Source organism: Rathayibacter agropyri, assembly GCF_013249015.1.
GTDB lineage: Bacteria > Actinomycetota > Actinomycetes > Actinomycetales > Microbacteriaceae > Rathayibacter > Rathayibacter agropyri.
Genome location: NZ_JABRPL010000001.1, coordinates 732,319 through 749,152 on the forward strand (window position 1 = coordinate 732,319; position 16,834 = coordinate 749,152).

Sequence of the window (16,834 nt, forward strand, 5' to 3'; positions counted from 1 at the left end):
GAACGAAAGGTGTCCGGGCGACGCGGGACGCGTCACTCCTGCTGGCTCGCCGTGCGCCGGTGTCGGAGGGTCTCACTAGCCTGGAGATCTCCGCCGGCCATGAACAGGAAGGACGCCCGTGAAGCTGCTGCACACCTCCGACTGGCACATCGGCCGCACCTTCCACGGGCACTCGACGCTCGCCGCCCTCGGGCTGGTGCTCGACGCGCTGGTCGAGACTGTCCGGGCAGAGCGGATCGACGCGGTGCTCGTCGCCGGCGACATCTTCGACTCCGCGGTGCCGGCCGCCGAGCACTTCACGCTGCTCACCCACACCCTCGAGGCGATCCGCGCAGCCGGTGCCGACGTGGTGCTCACGAGTGGCAATCACGACTCACCCGCGCGGCTGGGCTTCCAGGCCGGGCTGCTGCGCTCGTCGGGGGTGCACGTGCTCACCGATCCCGAGGCGTATGCCGAGCCGGTCGTCCTGCGCGACGCGACCGGTCTCGAGGTCGGCGTCTACGGCATCCCCTTCCTTGAGCCCGCTCTCTACCGGCACCGGCACCCGGAGGAGTCGCTGCGCCGCCACGAGGAGGTGCTCGCCTTCGCGATGGGCCGGGTCCGCGCTGCCGCCGAGGCTGCTGGCAGGCCCTGGGTCGTGCTCGCGCACTGCTTTGCGGTCGGCGCACCGGCGGCAGTGCTTGAACGCGATATCACGGCGGGCGGGCTCGACTATGTCTCGGTCGAGCACTTCGCTGCGGCCGACTACGCGGCGCTCGGGCACGTCCACGGGCGAGCCGAGCTGCTGCCGAGCGTGCGCTACTCCGGGGCACCGCTGCACTACTCCTTCGGTGAGGCCGCGAAGCCGCGGGGCGGCTGGCTGGTCACGATCGGAGCAGGGGGGCTCGACGGAGTCGAGTGGTCACCGCTGCCGGTGCCGCGGCGGCTGAGCGTGATCGAGGGGCGCCTCGCCGAGCTGCTGGCCGATCCTTCGCTCGCCGAGTTCGAGGCGGACTGGGTCTCGGCGGTGCTGACCGACGCGGTCCGGCCGCTCGACGCGATGGCGAGCCTCCAGTCGCGCTTCCCGGGCTGCGCGACGCTCGAGCACCGCCCCCCGCAGGCGGCAGCCCAGCCGCGTGCGTACGCCGAGCGGATCCGCGGGCGCAGCGACGTCGACGTGGTCGATGACTTCCTCGCCCATGTGCGCGGCGGGCACGGCGCGACGGCGACCGAGCGTGCTCTGACGCTCGACGCGCTCGCGGCAGTCGACGCCGAGGCAATGCGGTGAGAATCCGCCGTCTCGCCTTTGCCGGGCTGGGGCCCTTCCGCGTCCCGCAGTGCATCGACTTCGACCAGCTGGAGGACATCGGAATCTACCTGATCGCCGGTCGCACGGGCGCGGGCAAGTCGACGATCCTCGATGCGATCAGCTTCGCGCTCTACGGTTCAGTGCCGCGGTTCGACGGCGCGGCCACGAAGCTCCGGAGTGATCACAGCGGGCCAGAGGACGACACGTTTGCCGAACTCGACTTCGAGGCGGCGGGCCACCTCTACCGGGTGCGCCGCTCACCCGAGTACGAGCGGCCCAAGCGCCGCGGCACGGGGACGACCACGCAGGCCGCGAAGGTTGCGCTGCTCGAGCACACGGACGGCGCGTGGGTCGGGCTTTCCTCGAGCGCGAAGGAGGTGGGCGTCGACATTGGGCGCATCGTCGGGCTGACGAAGGACCAGTTCCTCCAGGTGATCCTCCTCGCGCAGAACCGCTTCCACGAGTTCCTGCTCGCGCGCAACGACGACCGGCAGCGCCTGCTGCGCACGCTCTTCGCGACCGAGCGCTACGACCTGCTCCGCCGCCGCCTCCTCGACCAGCGTGACGCGAGCGCGGCGGGCCTCGAGGAAGAGCGCGCGGCCGTAACCGCCCTCGCCGACGAGGCCGCGCGGCTGGTTGACGACGACGGGGAGCAGGGCGTGCCGGACGCGGCCTGGTTCGCTGCGTTGCCCGGGCGCCTCGCCGAGCCGCTCGCTGCTGCACGCGCCGACGCGTCCACAGCGGATGCGGCGAGCGCCAGAGCCTCCTCCACGCTCGACGACGCCCGCAGGGTGAGCCGCGGGCAGGAGCGGCGCCGTCTGGCACTGATCGAAGCGGAGGAGCTCGCGGTCACCGAAGCGCACGTGCAGCAACAGCGCACAGCGATCGAGCGGGCGCGCCGCGCCGACGGCGTGCTCCCTCTCCTCCGCGCGGCTCGGGCTGCCGACGAGAAGGAGCGGGCAGCGCTGCGGCAGCGCGATGTCGCGGCCGAGGCGTACCTGTCAACGGCCGAGGACGCGAGCGCTCCCGCCGCCGAGACGGCCGAGCGGCTCGCCGCGACCCTCGGCGCTCTCACCGAGGCGCTGGCCGACGAACGTCGTCTTCCCGGGGCCGAGCTCGAGGCCGAGCGCGCGGCCCGCGCCGAGCAGGCGGCGGCGGCCTCGCTGGCCGAGCTCGAGGAGGAGCTGCGCGAGCTGCCGACGAGGGCCGACGCGGTTGCCGCCGAGGAGGAGTCCCTGGCCGGCGAGGCCGCCGCCGTCCCCGTCCGCTTCGAGGAACTCGCCGGCACCCAGCGGAGAATCGAGGCAGCCCGCGAACGCGATCTCGCCGCGACTACCGTCCAGCGTCTCCGCACCGTCTACGCCGAGGCGGCGCGGGTGCACGGCGAGCGCGCCGCCGAACAAGCCGCGCTGATCGCCCGACGCTTCGCAGGCTTCGCCGGCGAACTCGCCGAGCGGCTCGAGCCCGGCGAGCCATGCCCGGTCTGCGGATCCTGCGATCACCCGCGGCCGGCCGAGCATGAGGGTCCGAGCACGGTCGGCACCGACGACCTCGACCGTGCCCGGGCTGCGGTCGAGCGCGCCGCTGCAGCTCTCGACTCCGCCCGCGAGCGCGAGGGTAGCGCGGGCCTCGCTCTCGCCGCGCTCGACGAGCGTGTCGGAGACGCGACCGAGTTGGAGTCACTTCGGTCGGCGCAGGAGGAGCGCCTCGCCGCCGCCCGCGCCGCGGCCGCCCGAATGGACGAGCTGCGCCGCGAGCGCGCCGACCTGCGCGCGCGGATCGAGGCGCTCACCACCGGGCGTGACACCTCCCGAGCCGAGCACCAGGCGCGCATCGGCGAGGCGACCCTGGCTGCGGAGGCTCTGCGGCTGCTGCGGGAGCGCGTCGACGCCTCCCGAGACGGAGCCGTGAGCATCGCTGCCCGAGTGGAGGCCCTCACCGCGCAGCGCCGTTGTGCCGTCGCCCTGGTCGAGGCCGAGGAGGCGGCGCTGAGGCGAAGAGAGGCGGCGGACGCCGCACGGGCCGAGTTGGCCGAGGTGCTCGCCGAGCGCGGCTTCGCGACAGCGGAAGAGGCCGAGTCCGCCGCTCTAGCGACCGGCGAGCGCGCCCGCGCCGAGGCGGCCGTCGCCGATCACGAGCGCCGGCGCAGCGCAACCGAGGCGGTGCTCGCCGATCCGGAGCTGAGCGGGCTGCCCGCACGGGCGGTCGATGTCGTGGCCGCGGAGGACGAGGCCCGCGCCGCCTCCGCTCGCCGGGATGAGGCGCGCGACCGTCTCTCCGTGCTGGAGCACCGCTCGGCGCGCCTCGCCGACCTCGCCGAGCGCGCGGCGGGGCGCCTCGGCACGCTCGACGAGCGCCTTCGCCGCCACGAGGAGCTGCGTGCCCTGGCCGAAACCGTCTCGGGGCGCGGCCAGAACACCCGGCGAATGGACCTGGAAGCGTTCGCCCTCGCCGGCCGCCTGGAGGAGATCGTTGCCGCCGCGAACCTCCGCCTCGACGCGATGACCAGCGGCCGCTACGCCCTCGCCCACGACGACTCCCTCGCCTACCGCGGCGCCGCCTCCGGCCTCGGGATCGACGTGCTCGACGCTTTTACGGGTGTGCGGAGACAGCCCGCGTCGTTGTCGGGCGGCGAGACGTTCCTCGCTTCGCTCGCCCTGGCACTCGGCCTGGCCGACGTCGTCACCGCGCAGTCCGGCGGAATCTCGCTCGAGACGATGTTCATCGACGAGGGCTTCGGCTCGCTCGACGGCGAGACGCTCGAGACGGCGCTCGGCACACTCGACGCCCTGCGCTCCGGCGGTCGCACCATCGGCCTGATCAGTCACGTCGATACCATGCGCGAACGCCTCCCGGTAGGTCTGCGCGTCGTCGTCGGCCCTCGCGGCGACAGCACGATCCTCACCGGCTGAGGCGCCCCTGGGCCGTGGCGCCCGCGAGAAGCCAAAAGTTGTCGCACTCGGCGTCGAGTGCGACAACTTTTGGACACTCGCGCGGGCCGGCGACCGCGCCTCCGCTGCTAGGGTCGGCCCCAGTGACACGGGGTGCCCGCCAGGGCTGAGAAGACACCCGTCGAACCTGATCTAGTTCGTACTAGCGAAGGGATGTCGCGAATGAGCATTCGCACGCCTGCCCACCCGACTCCAGCAGCCTCCGTCGGCCGCGACCTCGACGCACTGCGCGCCTCCCCTCCGCTGGTGCAGTGCATCACCAACGCCGTCGTCGCCGGCTTCACCGCCAACAGCCTCCTGGCCCTCGGCGCGACGGCGGCCATGTGCGACCTGCCGGGAGAAGCCGGCGTCTTCGCCGCCGTCGCCTCCGCCACGCTCGTCAATCTCGGCACACCCGGGGCGGAGCAGCGCGAGGGCACGCGCGAGGCCGTCGCGTCAGCAGCGCGCGCCGGCACCCCCTGGGTGCTTGACCCTGTCGCCGTCGGCCCGCTGCCGGTGCGTACCGCCTTCGCCGCCGAACTCCTCGGGGCCGGACCCGCGATCATCCGCGGCAATGCCTCCGAGATCCTGGCCGTCGCCGGCGCAGGCGCGGGCGGTCGCGGAGTGGACACCGTCGACACTGCCGAGCAGGCTCTCGACTCCGCCCGTGACCTCGCTCGACGCACCGGCGCGGTTGTCGCGATCTCGGGAGCCGTCGATGTCGTCACCGACGGCGACCAGGTCCTCCGCGTGTCGGGCGGCCATCCCCTCCTCACCCGTATCACCGGCGGCGGCTGCGCACTCGGCGCGGTGATGGCCGCGTTCCTCGGCACCGAGCGCGGACGCGGCCACGGCACCGGCGAACGCCACCGCGCCCTCGACGCCGCGGTCGCCGCGTCCGTCGTGTGGGGGCTCGCCGCCGAGCACGCCGCCGGCGCGAGCAGCGGTCCGGGCTCGTTCGCTGTCGCCCTGCTCGACGCCCTCGCGTCGCTCGAGTCTGCCGACGTCGTCACGGGAGCGCGGATCGCATGAGCACCGACCTTTCTCTCTACCTCGTCACCGACACCGCGCAGTGCGGCTCGCGGGGAGTGCCCGCCGTGGTCGCCGCGGCGGTCGCGGGTGGAGTCCGCACCGTGCAGATCCGCGATCACTCCGCCCCCGCCGCCGACCTGGTGGCCCTGACCTGTGCAGTCGCCGCTGTTCTCGACGGGCGCGCCAGCATGACCCTCCTGGTCGACGACCGCGTCGACGTCGTCCTCGCTGCGCGTCTGAACGGCGCCCGGGTCGACGGCGTCCACCTCGGCCAGTCCGATCTCCCGGCTACCGCCGCGCGGGCGATCCTCGGACCGGACGCGGTCGTCGGTCTCACCGCGAACACGACGGAGCACCTCGCCGCGGTGCACGCGCTGCCGTCCGGCACGGTCGACTACCTCGGCGTCGGAGTGATCCGCCCCACGGCGACCAAGCCTAACCACCCCGCTCCGCTGGGCCTCGACGGCTTCGCAGCCCTCGCCGCCGCCACTCCCCTGCCCTGCGTCGCCATCGGCGGGATCACGGTCGCAGACGCCGGTCCCCTGCGCCGCGCAGGCGCGGCCGGGCTCGCCGTCGTCTCGGCGCTCTGCACGGCGGAGGACCCCGCGGCCGTCGCCCGCCGCTTCCGCACGGAGTGGGACCGGTGACCCCACGCATCCTCAGCATCGCCGGCACCGACCCCACCGGTGGGGCAGGCATCCAGGCCGATCTCAAGTCCATCGGTGCCCTCGGCGGTTACGGGATGGCCGTGGTCACCGCCCTGGTCGCGCAGAACACGCGCGGAGTCCGCTCCCTGCACCTGCCGCCGGCCGCGTTTCTCCGCGACCAACTCGACGCGGTCGGCGACGACGTGGTGATCGACGCGGTGAAGATCGGGATGATCGCCACGGCCGAGTACGCCGGAGTTGTCGCCGAGTGGCTCGAGGAGCTGCGGCCACCGGTCGTGGTCGTCGACCCGGTGATGGTCTCCACGAGCGGCCACCGACTCCTCGCTCCCGACGCCGAGGAGGCGGTGCGCGATCTGCTGCGCTACGCCCACCTGGTGACGCCGAACCTCGCCGAACTCGGCGTGCTCGCCGGAGCACCGACCGCCGCCGAGTGGCCCACCGCGCTCGATCAGGGCGCCGCACTCGCCCGCACGCTCGACGCGGCCGTGCTGGTGAAGGGCGGACACCTCGCCGGCCCGGCGACTCCCGACGCGATCGTCACCCCCGACGGTCGGATCCGCGAGGTTCCCGGCGAGCGGGTAACCACGGCGAACACGCACGGCACCGGCTGCTCGCTCTCCTCCGCCATGGCGACCCTCCTCGCCGGCCGCGGCACGTCCTCCGATGCCCTCGTCGGGGCGCTGATCGAGGCGAAGGAGTGGCTGACCGGGGCCTTGCGCGCCGCGGACGCGCTCGAGGTCGGCTCCGGCGCCGGTCCGATCGACCACTTCCATCGGCTCCGCTCACCCGCCTTCTGCGCGGGAGTGTGGGCTGAGACGAGCGCGCTGCGCCGCGACATCGACGAGCTGCCCTTCCTCCGCGCGCTCGCCGACGGCACCCTCGACCGGGAGGACTTTGAGTGGTTCCTCGAGCAGGACGCCCTCTACCTCATCGAGTACGCGCGGGTGCTCGCCGCCGCCGCGCAGCGTGCCCCGACGACCGCCGAGCAGATCTTCTGGGCCGAGGGCTCGGCGTCGGCGATCGAGGCGGAGGCGCAGCTGCATCGCACCCGCCTGGGCACGCGGGAAGCGACGGCTGCCCCGGTCACCCGCGGCTACATCGACCACCTGCAGGCCGCCGTCGCGCGCGGCGGCTACGGCGAGATCGTCGCCGCGCTCCTGCCGTGCTTCTGGCTCTATGCGGACGCCGGGACCCGGCTCGCCGCGGCGAACCGTCCCGGTCACCCCTACGCGGACTGGCTCGGCACCTACGGCGATCCGGCGTTCGCGGCGGCTACGGAGCGGGCAATCGCCCTGACCGAGGAGGCCGCCGCGAACGCGACCGTGCAGGATCGCGCCGCCATGCGCGACGCGTTCCTGCGGTCGAGCATGTTCGAGCGCGACTTCTTCGCGGCGCCGCTCAGCCGTTCCCCGCTCAGCCGATCGCCTCGCGGAGGACGTGCATGAGCGCGTCGAGCTGAACCGTGTCGGCCGAGGTGATCTCGGCGTCTGCGCCGTCGAGGGCGCGGGCGGCGAGGCCGGCTTTCGCGTCGATGAGTTCAGCGATCTTCGCGTCGATCGTGTGGGCTGCGATGATCCGCCATGCGGTGACGGGCTCCTCCTGGCCGATGCGGTGCACGCGGTCAATCGCCTGCGTCTGCTCGGCCGAGGTCCACGAGAGTTCGGCGAGCACGACGTTCGAGGACGCCTGCAGGTTCACGCCGACGCCCGCCGCCGTGAGCGAGCAGACGGCAACCGACACGTCCGGATCCTCGTTGAACGCATCGATCTGCGTCTGCCGGAACGCCGCGGTCTGATCTCCCCGGATCGAGACGGAGGCGAGTTCGCGCTTCTCGAAGGTGTCCTCAGCCTGGTCCATCACGTCGATGTGCTTGGCGAAGAAGACCACCTTGCCGACCGAGCGGGCCAACTGCGAGGCGTAGTCCGCGGCCAGCGCCGCCTTCGCCTGTCCGATCCGGCGGACCATCGTGAAGACGTTCTCGCCGGTCTTGGCCGACTTCGACTCCTCCAGCTCGCTCTGCGCGACGATGCGAATGAATCGCTCGCGCTCGTCGTCGTCAAGCTCGTGCGTGATCGAGGCGGTGACGGCCCGGAAGCGCTGCAGCATCCGTGCCCCGAGCTCACGCTCGGCCTTCTCGATGGAGCGGCCGAGGTCATCGTCCAGTTCGACGGGAAGATCGACAATCCGCTTCGAGGGCAGGTCGGCGGCGACATCGATTTTCTTGCGCCGGACGATGCCGAGGTCGATGACCGCCTCGCGCGCCTCCGGGTAGAAGCCTGTGTCGGCGGGGGTGAGGCCCGTCTCCTCCAGCCGGCCCATCAACTCGGTGCCGGGCTTGGTCTCGTCGATCCAGCCGAGGAAACGCCAGATCGCGCGGAAGTCGTCGACGTCGTTGATGAGCGGAGTGCCGGTGAGGGCGATCATCAGCGGATCGCGGCCGGGCGTACTCTCCCGGATCTTCGACGCCAGCGCAAGGACGCTCTGCGACCGCTGCGAGCGCAGGTTCTTAATGAAGTGCGCCTCATCGACGACCATTCCGCGAAAGCCCAGACTGCCGAGCCAGCCGATGTGGCGGTCGAGGATGTCGTAGTTGACGATCACCACGTCGGCGAAGGCGTCGAGCGTCCCCCCGTCGCCGTGGATGACCGTGGCGCGGCGCTGCGGCGTCCAGTGCTCGACCTCTCGCGCCCAGTTCATCTTCACGACGTTCGGTACCACGGCGAGCAGCGGGTACGACCCGGTGACGGAGGCGGCGAGGAGGCTCTGCGCCGTCTTGCCCAGTCCGGGCTCATCGGCGAGGAGGAAGCTGCGGTGCCCCTCCCGCGCGCTCTCGATGAACCGCGCCTGGTGCGGCATCAGCTCCCGTCCGCGCGGCGAGAGGCGGTCGATCGTCGGCGGCTCCGGAAGCTCCATGCTCGCGGCGCGACCGCCGGCGCCGTACTCGAACGCCTTGAACAGCGGACCGAGCAGCTCCCAGTCGTCGAGTCGGCGGCGAGGCGCCGGAGCGGCGACCTCCGCGATCGAGAAGTCCGGCGGGAGGAAGGGGTTGGCGAGCTGACGGGCGCGCACTGACTGCGGGATGACCTGCTTCTCGGGAACCTCGGGCGTGGGCTCCGGCTCCGTCACGATCAACAGTTCATCCGGGCTCAACTCGGCGCCGGCTTCGAGCAGCCAATCGCGGCGCAGTTTCTGCGCGGCCGGCGTGATGCCCGCCTCCGACTCGAGAAGCGCGATCAGGCTGGTGTCGCGCGCGGCCGTCTTCGCGAGGATCGTCGCGATGCCGTCGAGGCGCTTCATCTCTTCCGCGCGTTGAGCGTCACTGAGCGAGGAGTCGACCTTCACCCGCTTGCGTTCCTCGCGCATCAGCAGAGCGATCACCAGGAATTTCGTCCGGTTGGTCGGACCGACCTTGCCGGTCTGGGCCTTCGCCTCCACCTCGCGCACCCGGCGGGCGAGAATCGGGATGAGACCCGCGTTATCCAGACCGCGCGAGCGCGAGCGTGGGCGGCTCCCGACCGCGCTCGACGTTCGACGCGTCTGACCGGACTGACGCTGAGTGCCGCGAGCCATGCTCCTCCTCGATGTGTGACGGGGTTGGAGGAGGGGTTCCCCAAGCTCTGCCGTCGCCGTGCATCCGCCGCAGAGCCTCGGTGGAGGCGATGGGCGTCGGTGCATCCGGTGGCCGTCGGGAACTGGGAGCAGCGGGTCTGAGACCCGGTCGCAGCATCCCCGGCGTGCGAGTGCATCGCCAGTGTACTCCTCGTCCGCGCGCCCGCTCCCGCGCGCCACGCCCGCTGAACTCGTGCGCTGCACGAGTGGTTGCGAACAGGGCGCGTCGAAGACAGCGTGCCCCGTCAGGCGCGCGATGTCACCCTGAACGTCACTCCGGAGTCGGCACGCGGATGATCAGACCCGCGGCGACGACGACGCCGACGGCCGCCAGGCTCAGCGACGACCACACCGCGTCGGGGAACGCGAACGGCACGACCGGATTCCAGAGCACCAGCACGGGCACCAGCCCGATCAGCCAGAGCAGCGTGCGGGCCTGGATCGCGAACCAGCCGATGACCGCGGCGAGGATCGCGACCGGGTAACGGATGACGTCGTACGCATCAGTGCCCACCAGTGCGAGCCCCGCCAGCAGCACGATCGCCGCGAGGATTCCCGGCGCGAGTGCCATCCGCGCCTGGGCCCGCGAGGGGTAGCGGTCGGCGGACGCGCGGGTGCTCTTGCGGGTGCTCACCCTGCGATCGTACGGGCGGCGATACCCCTCCCGGGTATCGTGAACGGCGCGTAGGCTGAGCGAGTGATCGAGGACATCAAGAAGCGCTCGCTGCACCGTGCCCGCATTCTCGGCGGCCAGATGCGCGGGCTTGAGCGGATGATCGAGAACGAGGACTACTGCGTCGACATCGTCACGCAGTCCCTCGCGATCCAGAAGTCGCTCGGGTCGCTGAACAAGCTGATCGTCGAGAATCACCTCCGCACCCACATCACCGCGATGTTTGAGGAGGGCGGCGACGCCCGAGAGGCCGCAATCGCCGAACTCGTGACGATCTTCGACCTCTCGCACAATCGTTCATGAGCACGGCGGCAGATCTCCTCGCCGCGGCGGCCGAGTGGCCGGTGCTGATCGACGGCGGCCTGGGCACCGAACTCGAAGACCGCGGCGCGGCCACCGGCTCCGCTCTTTGGAGCGCGCGCGTCCTCCTCGATGAGCCTGACCGCGTGCGCGACGCCCACCGAGCCTTCGCCGCGGCCGGTGCACGGGTGGCGGTCACGGCCAGCTATCAGGTCTCGGTGAGCGGATTCGCGGCCGCGGGCCTTCCCGCGACTCTCGCCGAGCGGGCCCTCCGCGACAGCGTCGCGATCGCCCGGGAGGCGCAGGACGGCTGGGTTGCCGCCTCCGTCGGTCCGTACGGTGCGAGTCTTGCCGACGGCTCCGAGTACCGCGGAGACGACGGTCTCACGGTCGCCGAGCTCGCGGAGTGGCACGGCTCGCGGCTACACACGCTCGCCGCAGCGGCACCCGATGTCCTCGCCGTCGAGACCATCCCCTCCGTGCGCGAGGTGCGCGCCGTGGTCGCCGCCCTCCGCGGCTCCCCCGTCCCCGCGTGGATCAGCGTGAGCGCCCGCGACGGCACAACCGCTGCCGGAGAACCGCTCGCCGATGCATTCGCGGCGGCTGCCGCCTCTGACGACGTCCTCGGAGTGGGCGTGAACTGCTGCCCACCCGGCGACGTCGCGGAGGCCATCCGGATCGCCCGGTCGGTCACGGACAAGCTCGTCGTCGTCTATCCCAACAGCGGTGAGGAGTGGGACGCTCGCGAGCGCCGCTGGACAGGTGACGCCGCGTTCGAGCCCGCCCTGGTCGCCTCCTGGCGCCACGCCGGAGCCGGCCTGATCGGCGGATGCTGCCGCGTCGGCCCCGCGGCCCTCGCCGCGCTCGGCCGCAGTCTCGCGGAATCATGACCATCCTCACCGCCGTGCGCGGCGATATCACCCGCGAGCGCGTCGATGTCATCGTTAACGCCGCCAACTCCTCGCTGCTCGGCGGCGGAGGGGTCGACGGCGCTCTCCACCGCGCGGGCGGCCCGGAGATCCTCGAGGAGTGCCGGCGCCTGCGCGCGACGCGACTGCCCGACGGCCTACCCGCCGGCTCGGCCGTCGCGACCACCGCCGGTCGCCTCCCTGCCCGCTGGGTCGTGCACACGGTCGGCCCGGTGTTCTCCCGTGTCGAGGACCGGAGCGCCCTCCTCGCCTCCGCCTACACGGAGTCGGTGCGAGTCGCGCAGCAACTCGGCGCGCGCAGCATCGCCTTCCCGGCCGTGTCCGCCGGCGTCTACGGCTGGCCCATCACCGATGCCGCCCGGATCGCGGTCGACTCGGTGCGCACCGCCACCGCTCCCGACGGCGTGCCCACCGAGGTGCGCTTCGTCCTCTTCTCGGACGATGCGCTGGCTGCCTTCGCCGCAGCGCTCGACTGACGCCTGCCCGTGAGCGCGGCCCGCCCCGTGCTGACACCGGGGCCCGAGGCGCTGCGGCGCAGCCCGCACTCACGGCGGCCCGTTCGACTCGGCCCGACAAGCACGTTGTTCATCGAATTCGACGGCGCAGAACGTCCATCGGTCGCCCGAGAACGTCCCTGCCCCCTACCGCGTCGTGGACTCATGCCTACCGCTCGGCGAGTTGTGGTCGATCATCTCGCTGCTGGGCGGGAGCATTCCGATTTCCGTGACAGAGCATTCCGGCGGTTCCGAAGGACTCAGCTAACGGTCCGCGCCGCGAGGAGATGGATTTCGGCTCGGTGGAGGAATTTCTGAAACTGAACGAAATCGGTCTCGGTGTACTCGGAACGCAGGTGACTCTCGATTGCACACACCTTCTTATCCGCCTCTACGGCGAGGGCGTGACCCTCAAGGGTGAGTTCACTAATAACGACTCGCGCATGGACGGTGGAGACCTCTCGCCTGACGAGACCCTTCTTCTCGAGGTTCCCGAGGACCGTAGCGATTGTCTGGGTTGACACGAGAACGGTGCGCGCGAGCTGCGCCGCAGATTGCCCGGGAACGTAGTGCAAAGCCATCACAGCGACGTACTGCGGGAGGGTGAGAGCCAGGGAGCGGAGCGCCCGCGACTTTTCCTGCACGAGGAGCTGATCGACGCGCTTAATGCCGTACCCAATCCGGGTCGACATGTCGGCCTGCAACTGCTCAGCACCTGGGTGAGGCATTGGCTGTGTCCTCTCTTTTCATTGAAGAGTGATGCCTCAGAGCGTACAAGGCCCACTCCAGCGTCTCATCTGCGTCACTGCTGTGACGAGCGGTCGGGTTCGATGCAGTAAACTACGCGATCAGCGACGTCGCCGGGCGGACCGTCCATCCGCATGCCGTAGCGAGCGGCTAGCTTCGCAAAGAATCGCCCTTCACTGTCGTCAGCGATGTCCACGACACTCCCTCGCACCTCAAGGTACCGGTAGGGCTTTTCGGGGTCGCTGATGCACAGCGTGACACGGGGGTTACGAAGGATATTTCGGTGCTTGTAACGGGTCGTGGTTCCCGTGAGCCGGAGGTGCACGCCGTCCCAGGAAAACCACATCGGATTGGTCTGCGGCCAGCCGTCGCTGCGCAGGGTCGTGAAGTGACAGAAGACGGGCTTCGTCAGCAGGTCGAGGTGGCTGGACGGAATAACAGAGGTCATGCGTGCTCCTGAGAGAGAGTCGGGGTGGAGTGGGTGAGGTCGACGAGGCGCTCGGGGGTGAGCGTGCTTCCGGAGAAGGCGATGTACCCGTCGGGGCGGACGAGAGTGATCCGTCCGCCTCGGGGAGAGCCACACGGAGGTGTTCCGCTACGCAGGCGGGTAGCACGACGGTCGAGAGTGCGCAGGTGGAAGCCGGCCCGCCGCGCAAGGTCGATGGCCGCGTGCAGTCGACGGTCCGCAGTGCCGCCATCGAACAGGAGGGAGTAAGTATCGTCCGGAAGAGCGATCCGCAGAGGAAGACGCCGACCGCTCGGGACGTCGAAGACGTTCTGTCCTTTGACGAGAGTCCCAGTTGTGCCCCGGCCCGCCTGTTCACCGACGCGAAGGCTCTCGTAGCGGTAGCGCAAGCCTGCGAGGGTGGGCAGGTACACCTGCGAGAAATAGGGCGTGAGGGCTGCGGCGCGCACGAGAGCGTTGCGGAGCACGATGTCACGCTGGCGCGACAGGAGCCACAGGCGAGTCTGCCGATCAGCAGCGCGGACGATTTCTTCGGCAATCGGGCGGCGTTCACGCTCGTAGGTGCCAAGGAGCCGAGCATCGGCGTGCCCGTGATGAACTCGCGCGATCTTCCAGGCGAGGTTGTGTGCGTCAGCGATGCCTGCATTGAGTCCCTGGCCACCGGCTGGGCTGTGAATGTGGGCAGCATCTCCGATGAGGAATGCCCGACCGTGACGGATCTGTGCGGCCTGACGGGCGTGCACGGTGAAGGCACTGATCCAGTGGCGACGCGTGAGCCGGACGGTGCCGGGACCTCTTTCGTCAATGATCCGTTGCACGCCGGCGAGGGAAAGTCGCTCGGGGTCGGTGTCCGGGCGTGCGGAGGTAAAGAACCTGAAGCCGCCCTGGGGCAGAGCGGAGACAACCAGGATTCCGCGGCGTGAACAAAAGTAATGCGTCAGTGAAGGGTCAAGATCTCCGTCGATGTCGGCGTCAATGACGACGAATGTCGCCGGATACGTCTCGCCCGCAAAGGGAATCCCCAACGTTTTGCGCACGGTGCTCGAAGCCCCGTCCGCTCCAATGAGGTAGCTCGCCGAAATTGTCTCCGCAGCCCCGTCTCGCCGGACGGTCCGTACGGAGGTACGGCGGCTGTCGACCGCGATGCTCGTGAGTTCGGTGCCACGTTCGACGTGGACGCCCCGCTCGTTCAACTCCGTCTCAAGGAAACGCTCGACGGCCGGTTGAGGCAGCACAGTGGCTCTCGCCTGGTCCGTGTAGCGGATCGTGGTGAGTGTTCTTCCCTCCGAGTGATAGCGCATCCCCTTTTGATACTGCCCGGCTAGCTCAAGCTGGAGCAGCGGGTTGATTCGCCGGAAGAGCTCGAAGGTACGCGACCACACTGCGAGCGCTTTACTGTGCGGGGACGCCTGAGCGAGTCGGTCGATGATGCGGACGGGTACGGCGCGCCGAGCCAACTCGACGGCGGCCATGAGGCCGGCGGGGCCGGCGCCGACGACGAGGACCGGCACGTCAGACTCGGAGGAGCCGCTCATGCGACAGGGATTGCGCTGTCGGCGGTGTCGTCTTCGCCTGCGGTGGTGCTGACCGGAGTTCGACCCATGATGAGCAGCGTCATCACCGCAGTGGCGACGGTCAGGACCGTCATTCCCCACAGCATCACATGGAACGCGTCCGTAAAAGCGAGAGCGAGCGTGGAGAAAGTCTCCTCGTTCCCACCGGCGATTCCCACGATGTTCCCGCTGAGAGTCTGGTTGGCAGCCTCCGTCGCATCGACTCCTGGCAGCGCCGCGCGCAGCGAGCTGTGCAGGAGCGCGACGAGGATCGTGCCGACAATGACGATGCCGACCGTCTCCCCTCCGAGTCTCGCGGTGTTGAACATTCCCGAGGCGGTACCGGCCCGCTCTGGTGGGACCGACGCAACCGCTGCCCCATCGAGGACGCCGACGGACAGGCCCATGCCCGCACCGATTAGCACGAGCGGGGGTACCAGGACGAGGACGGGGGTCTCCGGCGTGAGGACGGTGAGCAGCGCCGACCCCGCGCCGACCAACAGCAATGACGACGCCAACAGCCAGCGCACGCTGACACCGCGCGCGAGGAGCCGCCCGGCGAGCAGCGGTACGACGATGACGGGCACCGTCAGGATCGCCATCGTCACACCGACCGTTGCAGAGGTAAGTGCGGAGGCCGCGGTGAGGTAGATCGGGAGGTAGATCAGCAGCGAGACGAACGAGAATGCCAGCGCAACAGGGATCAGGCACACGGTGAAGAACCGCGGATTACGCAGCAGCGAGAAATCGAACATCGGGTGCGCGCTGCAGCGTTCGACCCAGACGAAGAGCGCACCGAAGACGATGACCACTGCACCGAGTGAGAGAACGAAGGAATTGGTCCAGCCCACCTGCGGGCCCTGCATGACGCCGAGCACGAACGCGAACAGCGCCGGCGTGAAAGTGACCATCCCCGCCCAGTCGATACGAGCGGTTGACTGAGCACGGATCACTGCGGGGACGGCGAGCGCGAGGGCGAGGATAAGAAGGGACACGATGAGGTGCGAGCCGAAGACGGCTCGCCAGCCCAGTGCTCCAACGAGCACCCCGGAGAGGGAGGGGCCGACGGCAAGACCGGCTCCGGCAGCGGAGCCAAAGACCGCAAAAGCTTTCGCAAGGGCTTTGCCTGTAAAGGCGTTAGCGATGAGGGCACTACCCGCGGTCAGCATGGCCGCTGCGCCGATCCCGGAGGCGCCCCGGGCGAGATCGAGGAGCACAATGTCGTCTGCAACGGTGCTCGCGAGTGAGCAGAGTGCGAACACTGTCGTCCCGATCAAAAAGACGCGCTTGCGTCCGAGGATATCCGACAGGGAGCCGGCCACGAGCATGAAGGCGGCGAAGGTCAGGTTGTAGGCGTTGACGACCCATTGCAGCTCGACGAGGCCGGGCTGCAATTCGGAGTTGATCTGTGGGATCGCGACGGAGGTGCCGGTGAGGGACGCGGGGAGAATCAGAACGGCCAAGCAGGCCGTAATGAGGGTCAACGTCGGTCTCGCGGACGATGTGGTGGTGCTGACGTTCACGGGTTCATCTTTCAGTTGTGCTGTCGGTTTTCAGTTGTGCTGTCGGTCGAGGGGGAAGTCCGGAGATGGCGTCGGTGGAGCCGACGACCTGAACGGCGCGCACGAGAGAACTTCCGATTGGTCGAGCCGGAACTCTGCCGAGTGCACCAACGACGTAACGGCGAGGAGAAGGACGCGCCTGATGCTGTATGAGAGTCCTTCGCGCAGAGGTCTGGCAAGACCTACCGGTCCGATGCAGTGACAGTAACCTGTCATCGCGAAAACTAGTGAACCTCAGGTCGACGTGCAACCGCCGACCGAAACGCGCCACGATCGTGGCGCTCGCGAGCCTGACGAGAGGTCGACTGCTGTCGACTGCTGCAGACGCGCCCTGCCGGACGTCACTGCACCGACCGTCTCCGCTATCGCATTCGGTGACGTCACCTTCCGCTGCTAGCAACACCCGACACTCAGTGTTGAATATGCCCTGGGTTGACGACGGCCGCGGGAGCGTGACCGGTCCGATCGGGTTGTCTGGAGGAGTGCGCCGAGATTGAGTGCGGCGGCCCGCACCCGCGGGTGGCGGTCCAGGATCTCGGCCAGCCGAGGACCGTGCTCGACCGAGAGGTCACAATAGTCGAGC

At 70.0% G+C, this 16,834-nt stretch carries 14 protein-coding genes and 1 riboswitch; of the genes, 8 read left to right on the forward strand and 6 right to left on the reverse strand.

Annotated elements, in window-relative coordinates:
* Positions 1-118 precede the first annotated feature (118 nt).
* From HRF29_RS03415 to thiD, 5 genes are all read left to right on the forward strand, one after another.
* Positions 119-1,267: an exonuclease SbcCD subunit D C-terminal domain-containing protein gene (locus HRF29_RS03415; RefSeq protein WP_173244614.1), complete on the forward strand. Its 1,149-nt coding sequence runs from the start codon at positions 119-121 to the stop codon at positions 1,265-1,267.
* Positions 1,264-4,200, forward strand: coding sequence for an AAA family ATPase (locus tag HRF29_RS15270; protein WP_173244617.1), 2,937 nt, complete (start codon positions 1,264-1,266; stop codon positions 4,198-4,200). The genes HRF29_RS03415 and HRF29_RS15270 overlap by 4 nt, the downstream gene beginning before the upstream one ends.
* 118 nt (positions 4,201-4,318) lie before the next feature.
* Positions 4,319-4,410: riboswitch (TPP riboswitch) on the forward strand.
* Positions 4,402-5,250 carry a hydroxyethylthiazole kinase gene (gene thiM, locus HRF29_RS03425; protein WP_222929579.1) on the forward strand — a complete coding sequence of 283 codons (849 nt, stop codon included), beginning with the start codon at positions 4,402-4,404 and terminating at the stop codon, positions 5,248-5,250. Its footprint overlaps the riboswitch before it by 9 nt.
* The gene (thiE, locus tag HRF29_RS03430; RefSeq protein ID WP_173244623.1) at positions 5,247-5,897 is read left to right on the forward strand and encodes a thiamine phosphate synthase; all 651 of its coding nucleotides are present in this window, start codon (positions 5,247-5,249) and stop codon (positions 5,895-5,897) included. Before thiM ends, thiE begins: the two co-directional genes overlap by 4 nt.
* The gene (thiD, locus tag HRF29_RS03435; protein WP_343043630.1) at positions 5,894-7,363 is read left to right on the forward strand and encodes a bifunctional hydroxymethylpyrimidine kinase/phosphomethylpyrimidine kinase; all 1,470 of its coding nucleotides are present in this window, start codon (positions 5,894-5,896) and stop codon (positions 7,361-7,363) included. The genes thiE and thiD overlap by 4 nt, the downstream gene beginning before the upstream one ends.
* On the opposite strand, the gene HRF29_RS03440 is transcribed toward thiD, so the two are convergent.
* Together HRF29_RS03440 and HRF29_RS03445 are read right to left on the reverse strand one after the other, a co-directional pair.
* Positions 7,332-9,488 carry a DEAD/DEAH box helicase gene (locus tag HRF29_RS03440; protein ID WP_173244626.1) on the reverse strand — a complete coding sequence of 719 codons (2,157 nt, stop codon included), beginning with the start codon at positions 9,486-9,488 and terminating at the stop codon, positions 7,332-7,334. The genes thiD and HRF29_RS03440 overlap by 32 nt on opposite strands.
* 310 nt (positions 9,489-9,798) lie before the next feature.
* Positions 9,799-10,161, reverse strand: a complete 363-nt coding sequence (locus HRF29_RS03445; RefSeq protein ID WP_343043631.1) for a DUF6804 family protein — start codon at positions 10,159-10,161, stop codon at positions 9,799-9,801.
* Between the two features lie 63 nt (positions 10,162-10,224).
* On the opposite strand from HRF29_RS03445, the gene HRF29_RS03450 reads away from it, so the two are divergent.
* From HRF29_RS03450 to HRF29_RS03460, 3 genes are read left to right on the forward strand one after another with little or no spacing between them, the layout of a single operon-like run.
* A complete protein-coding gene (locus HRF29_RS03450) occupies positions 10,225-10,503 on the forward strand; it encodes a metal-sensitive transcriptional regulator (protein ID WP_104264433.1) in 279 nt (92 codons plus the stop codon).
* Positions 10,500-11,390 (forward strand): homocysteine S-methyltransferase, encoded by an 891-nt coding sequence (gene mmuM / locus HRF29_RS03455; protein WP_173244629.1) that lies wholly within the window; start codon positions 10,500-10,502, stop codon positions 11,388-11,390. The genes HRF29_RS03450 and mmuM overlap by 4 nt, the downstream gene beginning before the upstream one ends.
* Complete coding sequence (locus HRF29_RS03460) at positions 11,387-11,905, forward strand: O-acetyl-ADP-ribose deacetylase (protein WP_173244632.1); 519 nt, start codon at positions 11,387-11,389, stop codon at positions 11,903-11,905. The genes mmuM and HRF29_RS03460 overlap by 4 nt, the downstream gene beginning before the upstream one ends.
* Positions 11,906-12,183: 278 nt before the next feature.
* Here the strand turns inward: HRF29_RS03460 and HRF29_RS03465 are convergent, their stop codons facing one another.
* The 4 genes from HRF29_RS03465 to HRF29_RS03480 all read right to left on the reverse strand — a co-directional run bounded on the left by HRF29_RS03465 (position 12,184) and on the right by HRF29_RS03480 (position 16,212).
* Entirely contained in the window at positions 12,184-12,651 is a 468-nt protein-coding gene (locus HRF29_RS03465; protein WP_173244635.1) for a MarR family winged helix-turn-helix transcriptional regulator, read from the reverse strand.
* Positions 12,652-12,725: 74 nt separating this feature from the next.
* Positions 12,726-13,118 (reverse strand): PPOX class F420-dependent oxidoreductase, encoded by a 393-nt coding sequence (locus HRF29_RS03470; protein WP_173244638.1) that lies wholly within the window; start codon positions 13,116-13,118, stop codon positions 12,726-12,728.
* Positions 13,115-14,671 (reverse strand): FAD-dependent monooxygenase, encoded by a 1,557-nt coding sequence (locus HRF29_RS03475; protein ID WP_173244641.1) that lies wholly within the window; start codon positions 14,669-14,671, stop codon positions 13,115-13,117. Before HRF29_RS03475 ends, HRF29_RS03470 begins: the two co-directional genes overlap by 4 nt.
* Positions 14,668-16,212, reverse strand: coding sequence for an MFS transporter (locus tag HRF29_RS03480; RefSeq protein WP_173244644.1), 1,545 nt, complete (start codon positions 16,210-16,212; stop codon positions 14,668-14,670). Before HRF29_RS03480 ends, HRF29_RS03475 begins: the two co-directional genes overlap by 4 nt.
* Between the last annotated feature and the right edge of the window lie 622 nt (positions 16,213-16,834).

Bases quoted from the DNA above. Each gene is read 5' to 3' on its own strand.
- HRF29_RS03465 (WP_173244635.1), bottom strand. From the start codon at position 12,651: ATGCCTCACCCAGGTGCTGAGCAGTTGCAGGCCGACATGTCGACCCGG.
- thiE (WP_173244623.1), top strand. From the start codon at position 5,247: ATGAGCACCGACCTTTCTCTCTACCTCGTCACCGACACCGCGCAGTGC.
- HRF29_RS03440 (WP_173244626.1), bottom strand. From the start codon at position 9,488: ATGGCTCGCGGCACTCAGCGTCAGTCCGGTCAGACGCGTCGAACGTCG.
- HRF29_RS03475 (WP_173244641.1), bottom strand. From the start codon at position 14,671: ATGAGCGGCTCCTCCGAGTCTGACGTGCCGGTCCTCGTCGTCGGCGCC.
- HRF29_RS03470 (WP_173244638.1), bottom strand. From the start codon at position 13,118: ATGACCTCTGTTATTCCGTCCAGCCACCTCGACCTGCTGACGAAGCCC.
- mmuM (WP_173244629.1), top strand. From the start codon at position 10,500: ATGAGCACGGCGGCAGATCTCCTCGCCGCGGCGGCCGAGTGGCCGGTG.
- thiM (WP_222929579.1), top strand. From the start codon at position 4,402: ATGAGCATTCGCACGCCTGCCCACCCGACTCCAGCAGCCTCCGTCGGC.
- HRF29_RS03460 (WP_173244632.1), top strand. From the start codon at position 11,387: ATGACCATCCTCACCGCCGTGCGCGGCGATATCACCCGCGAGCGCGTC.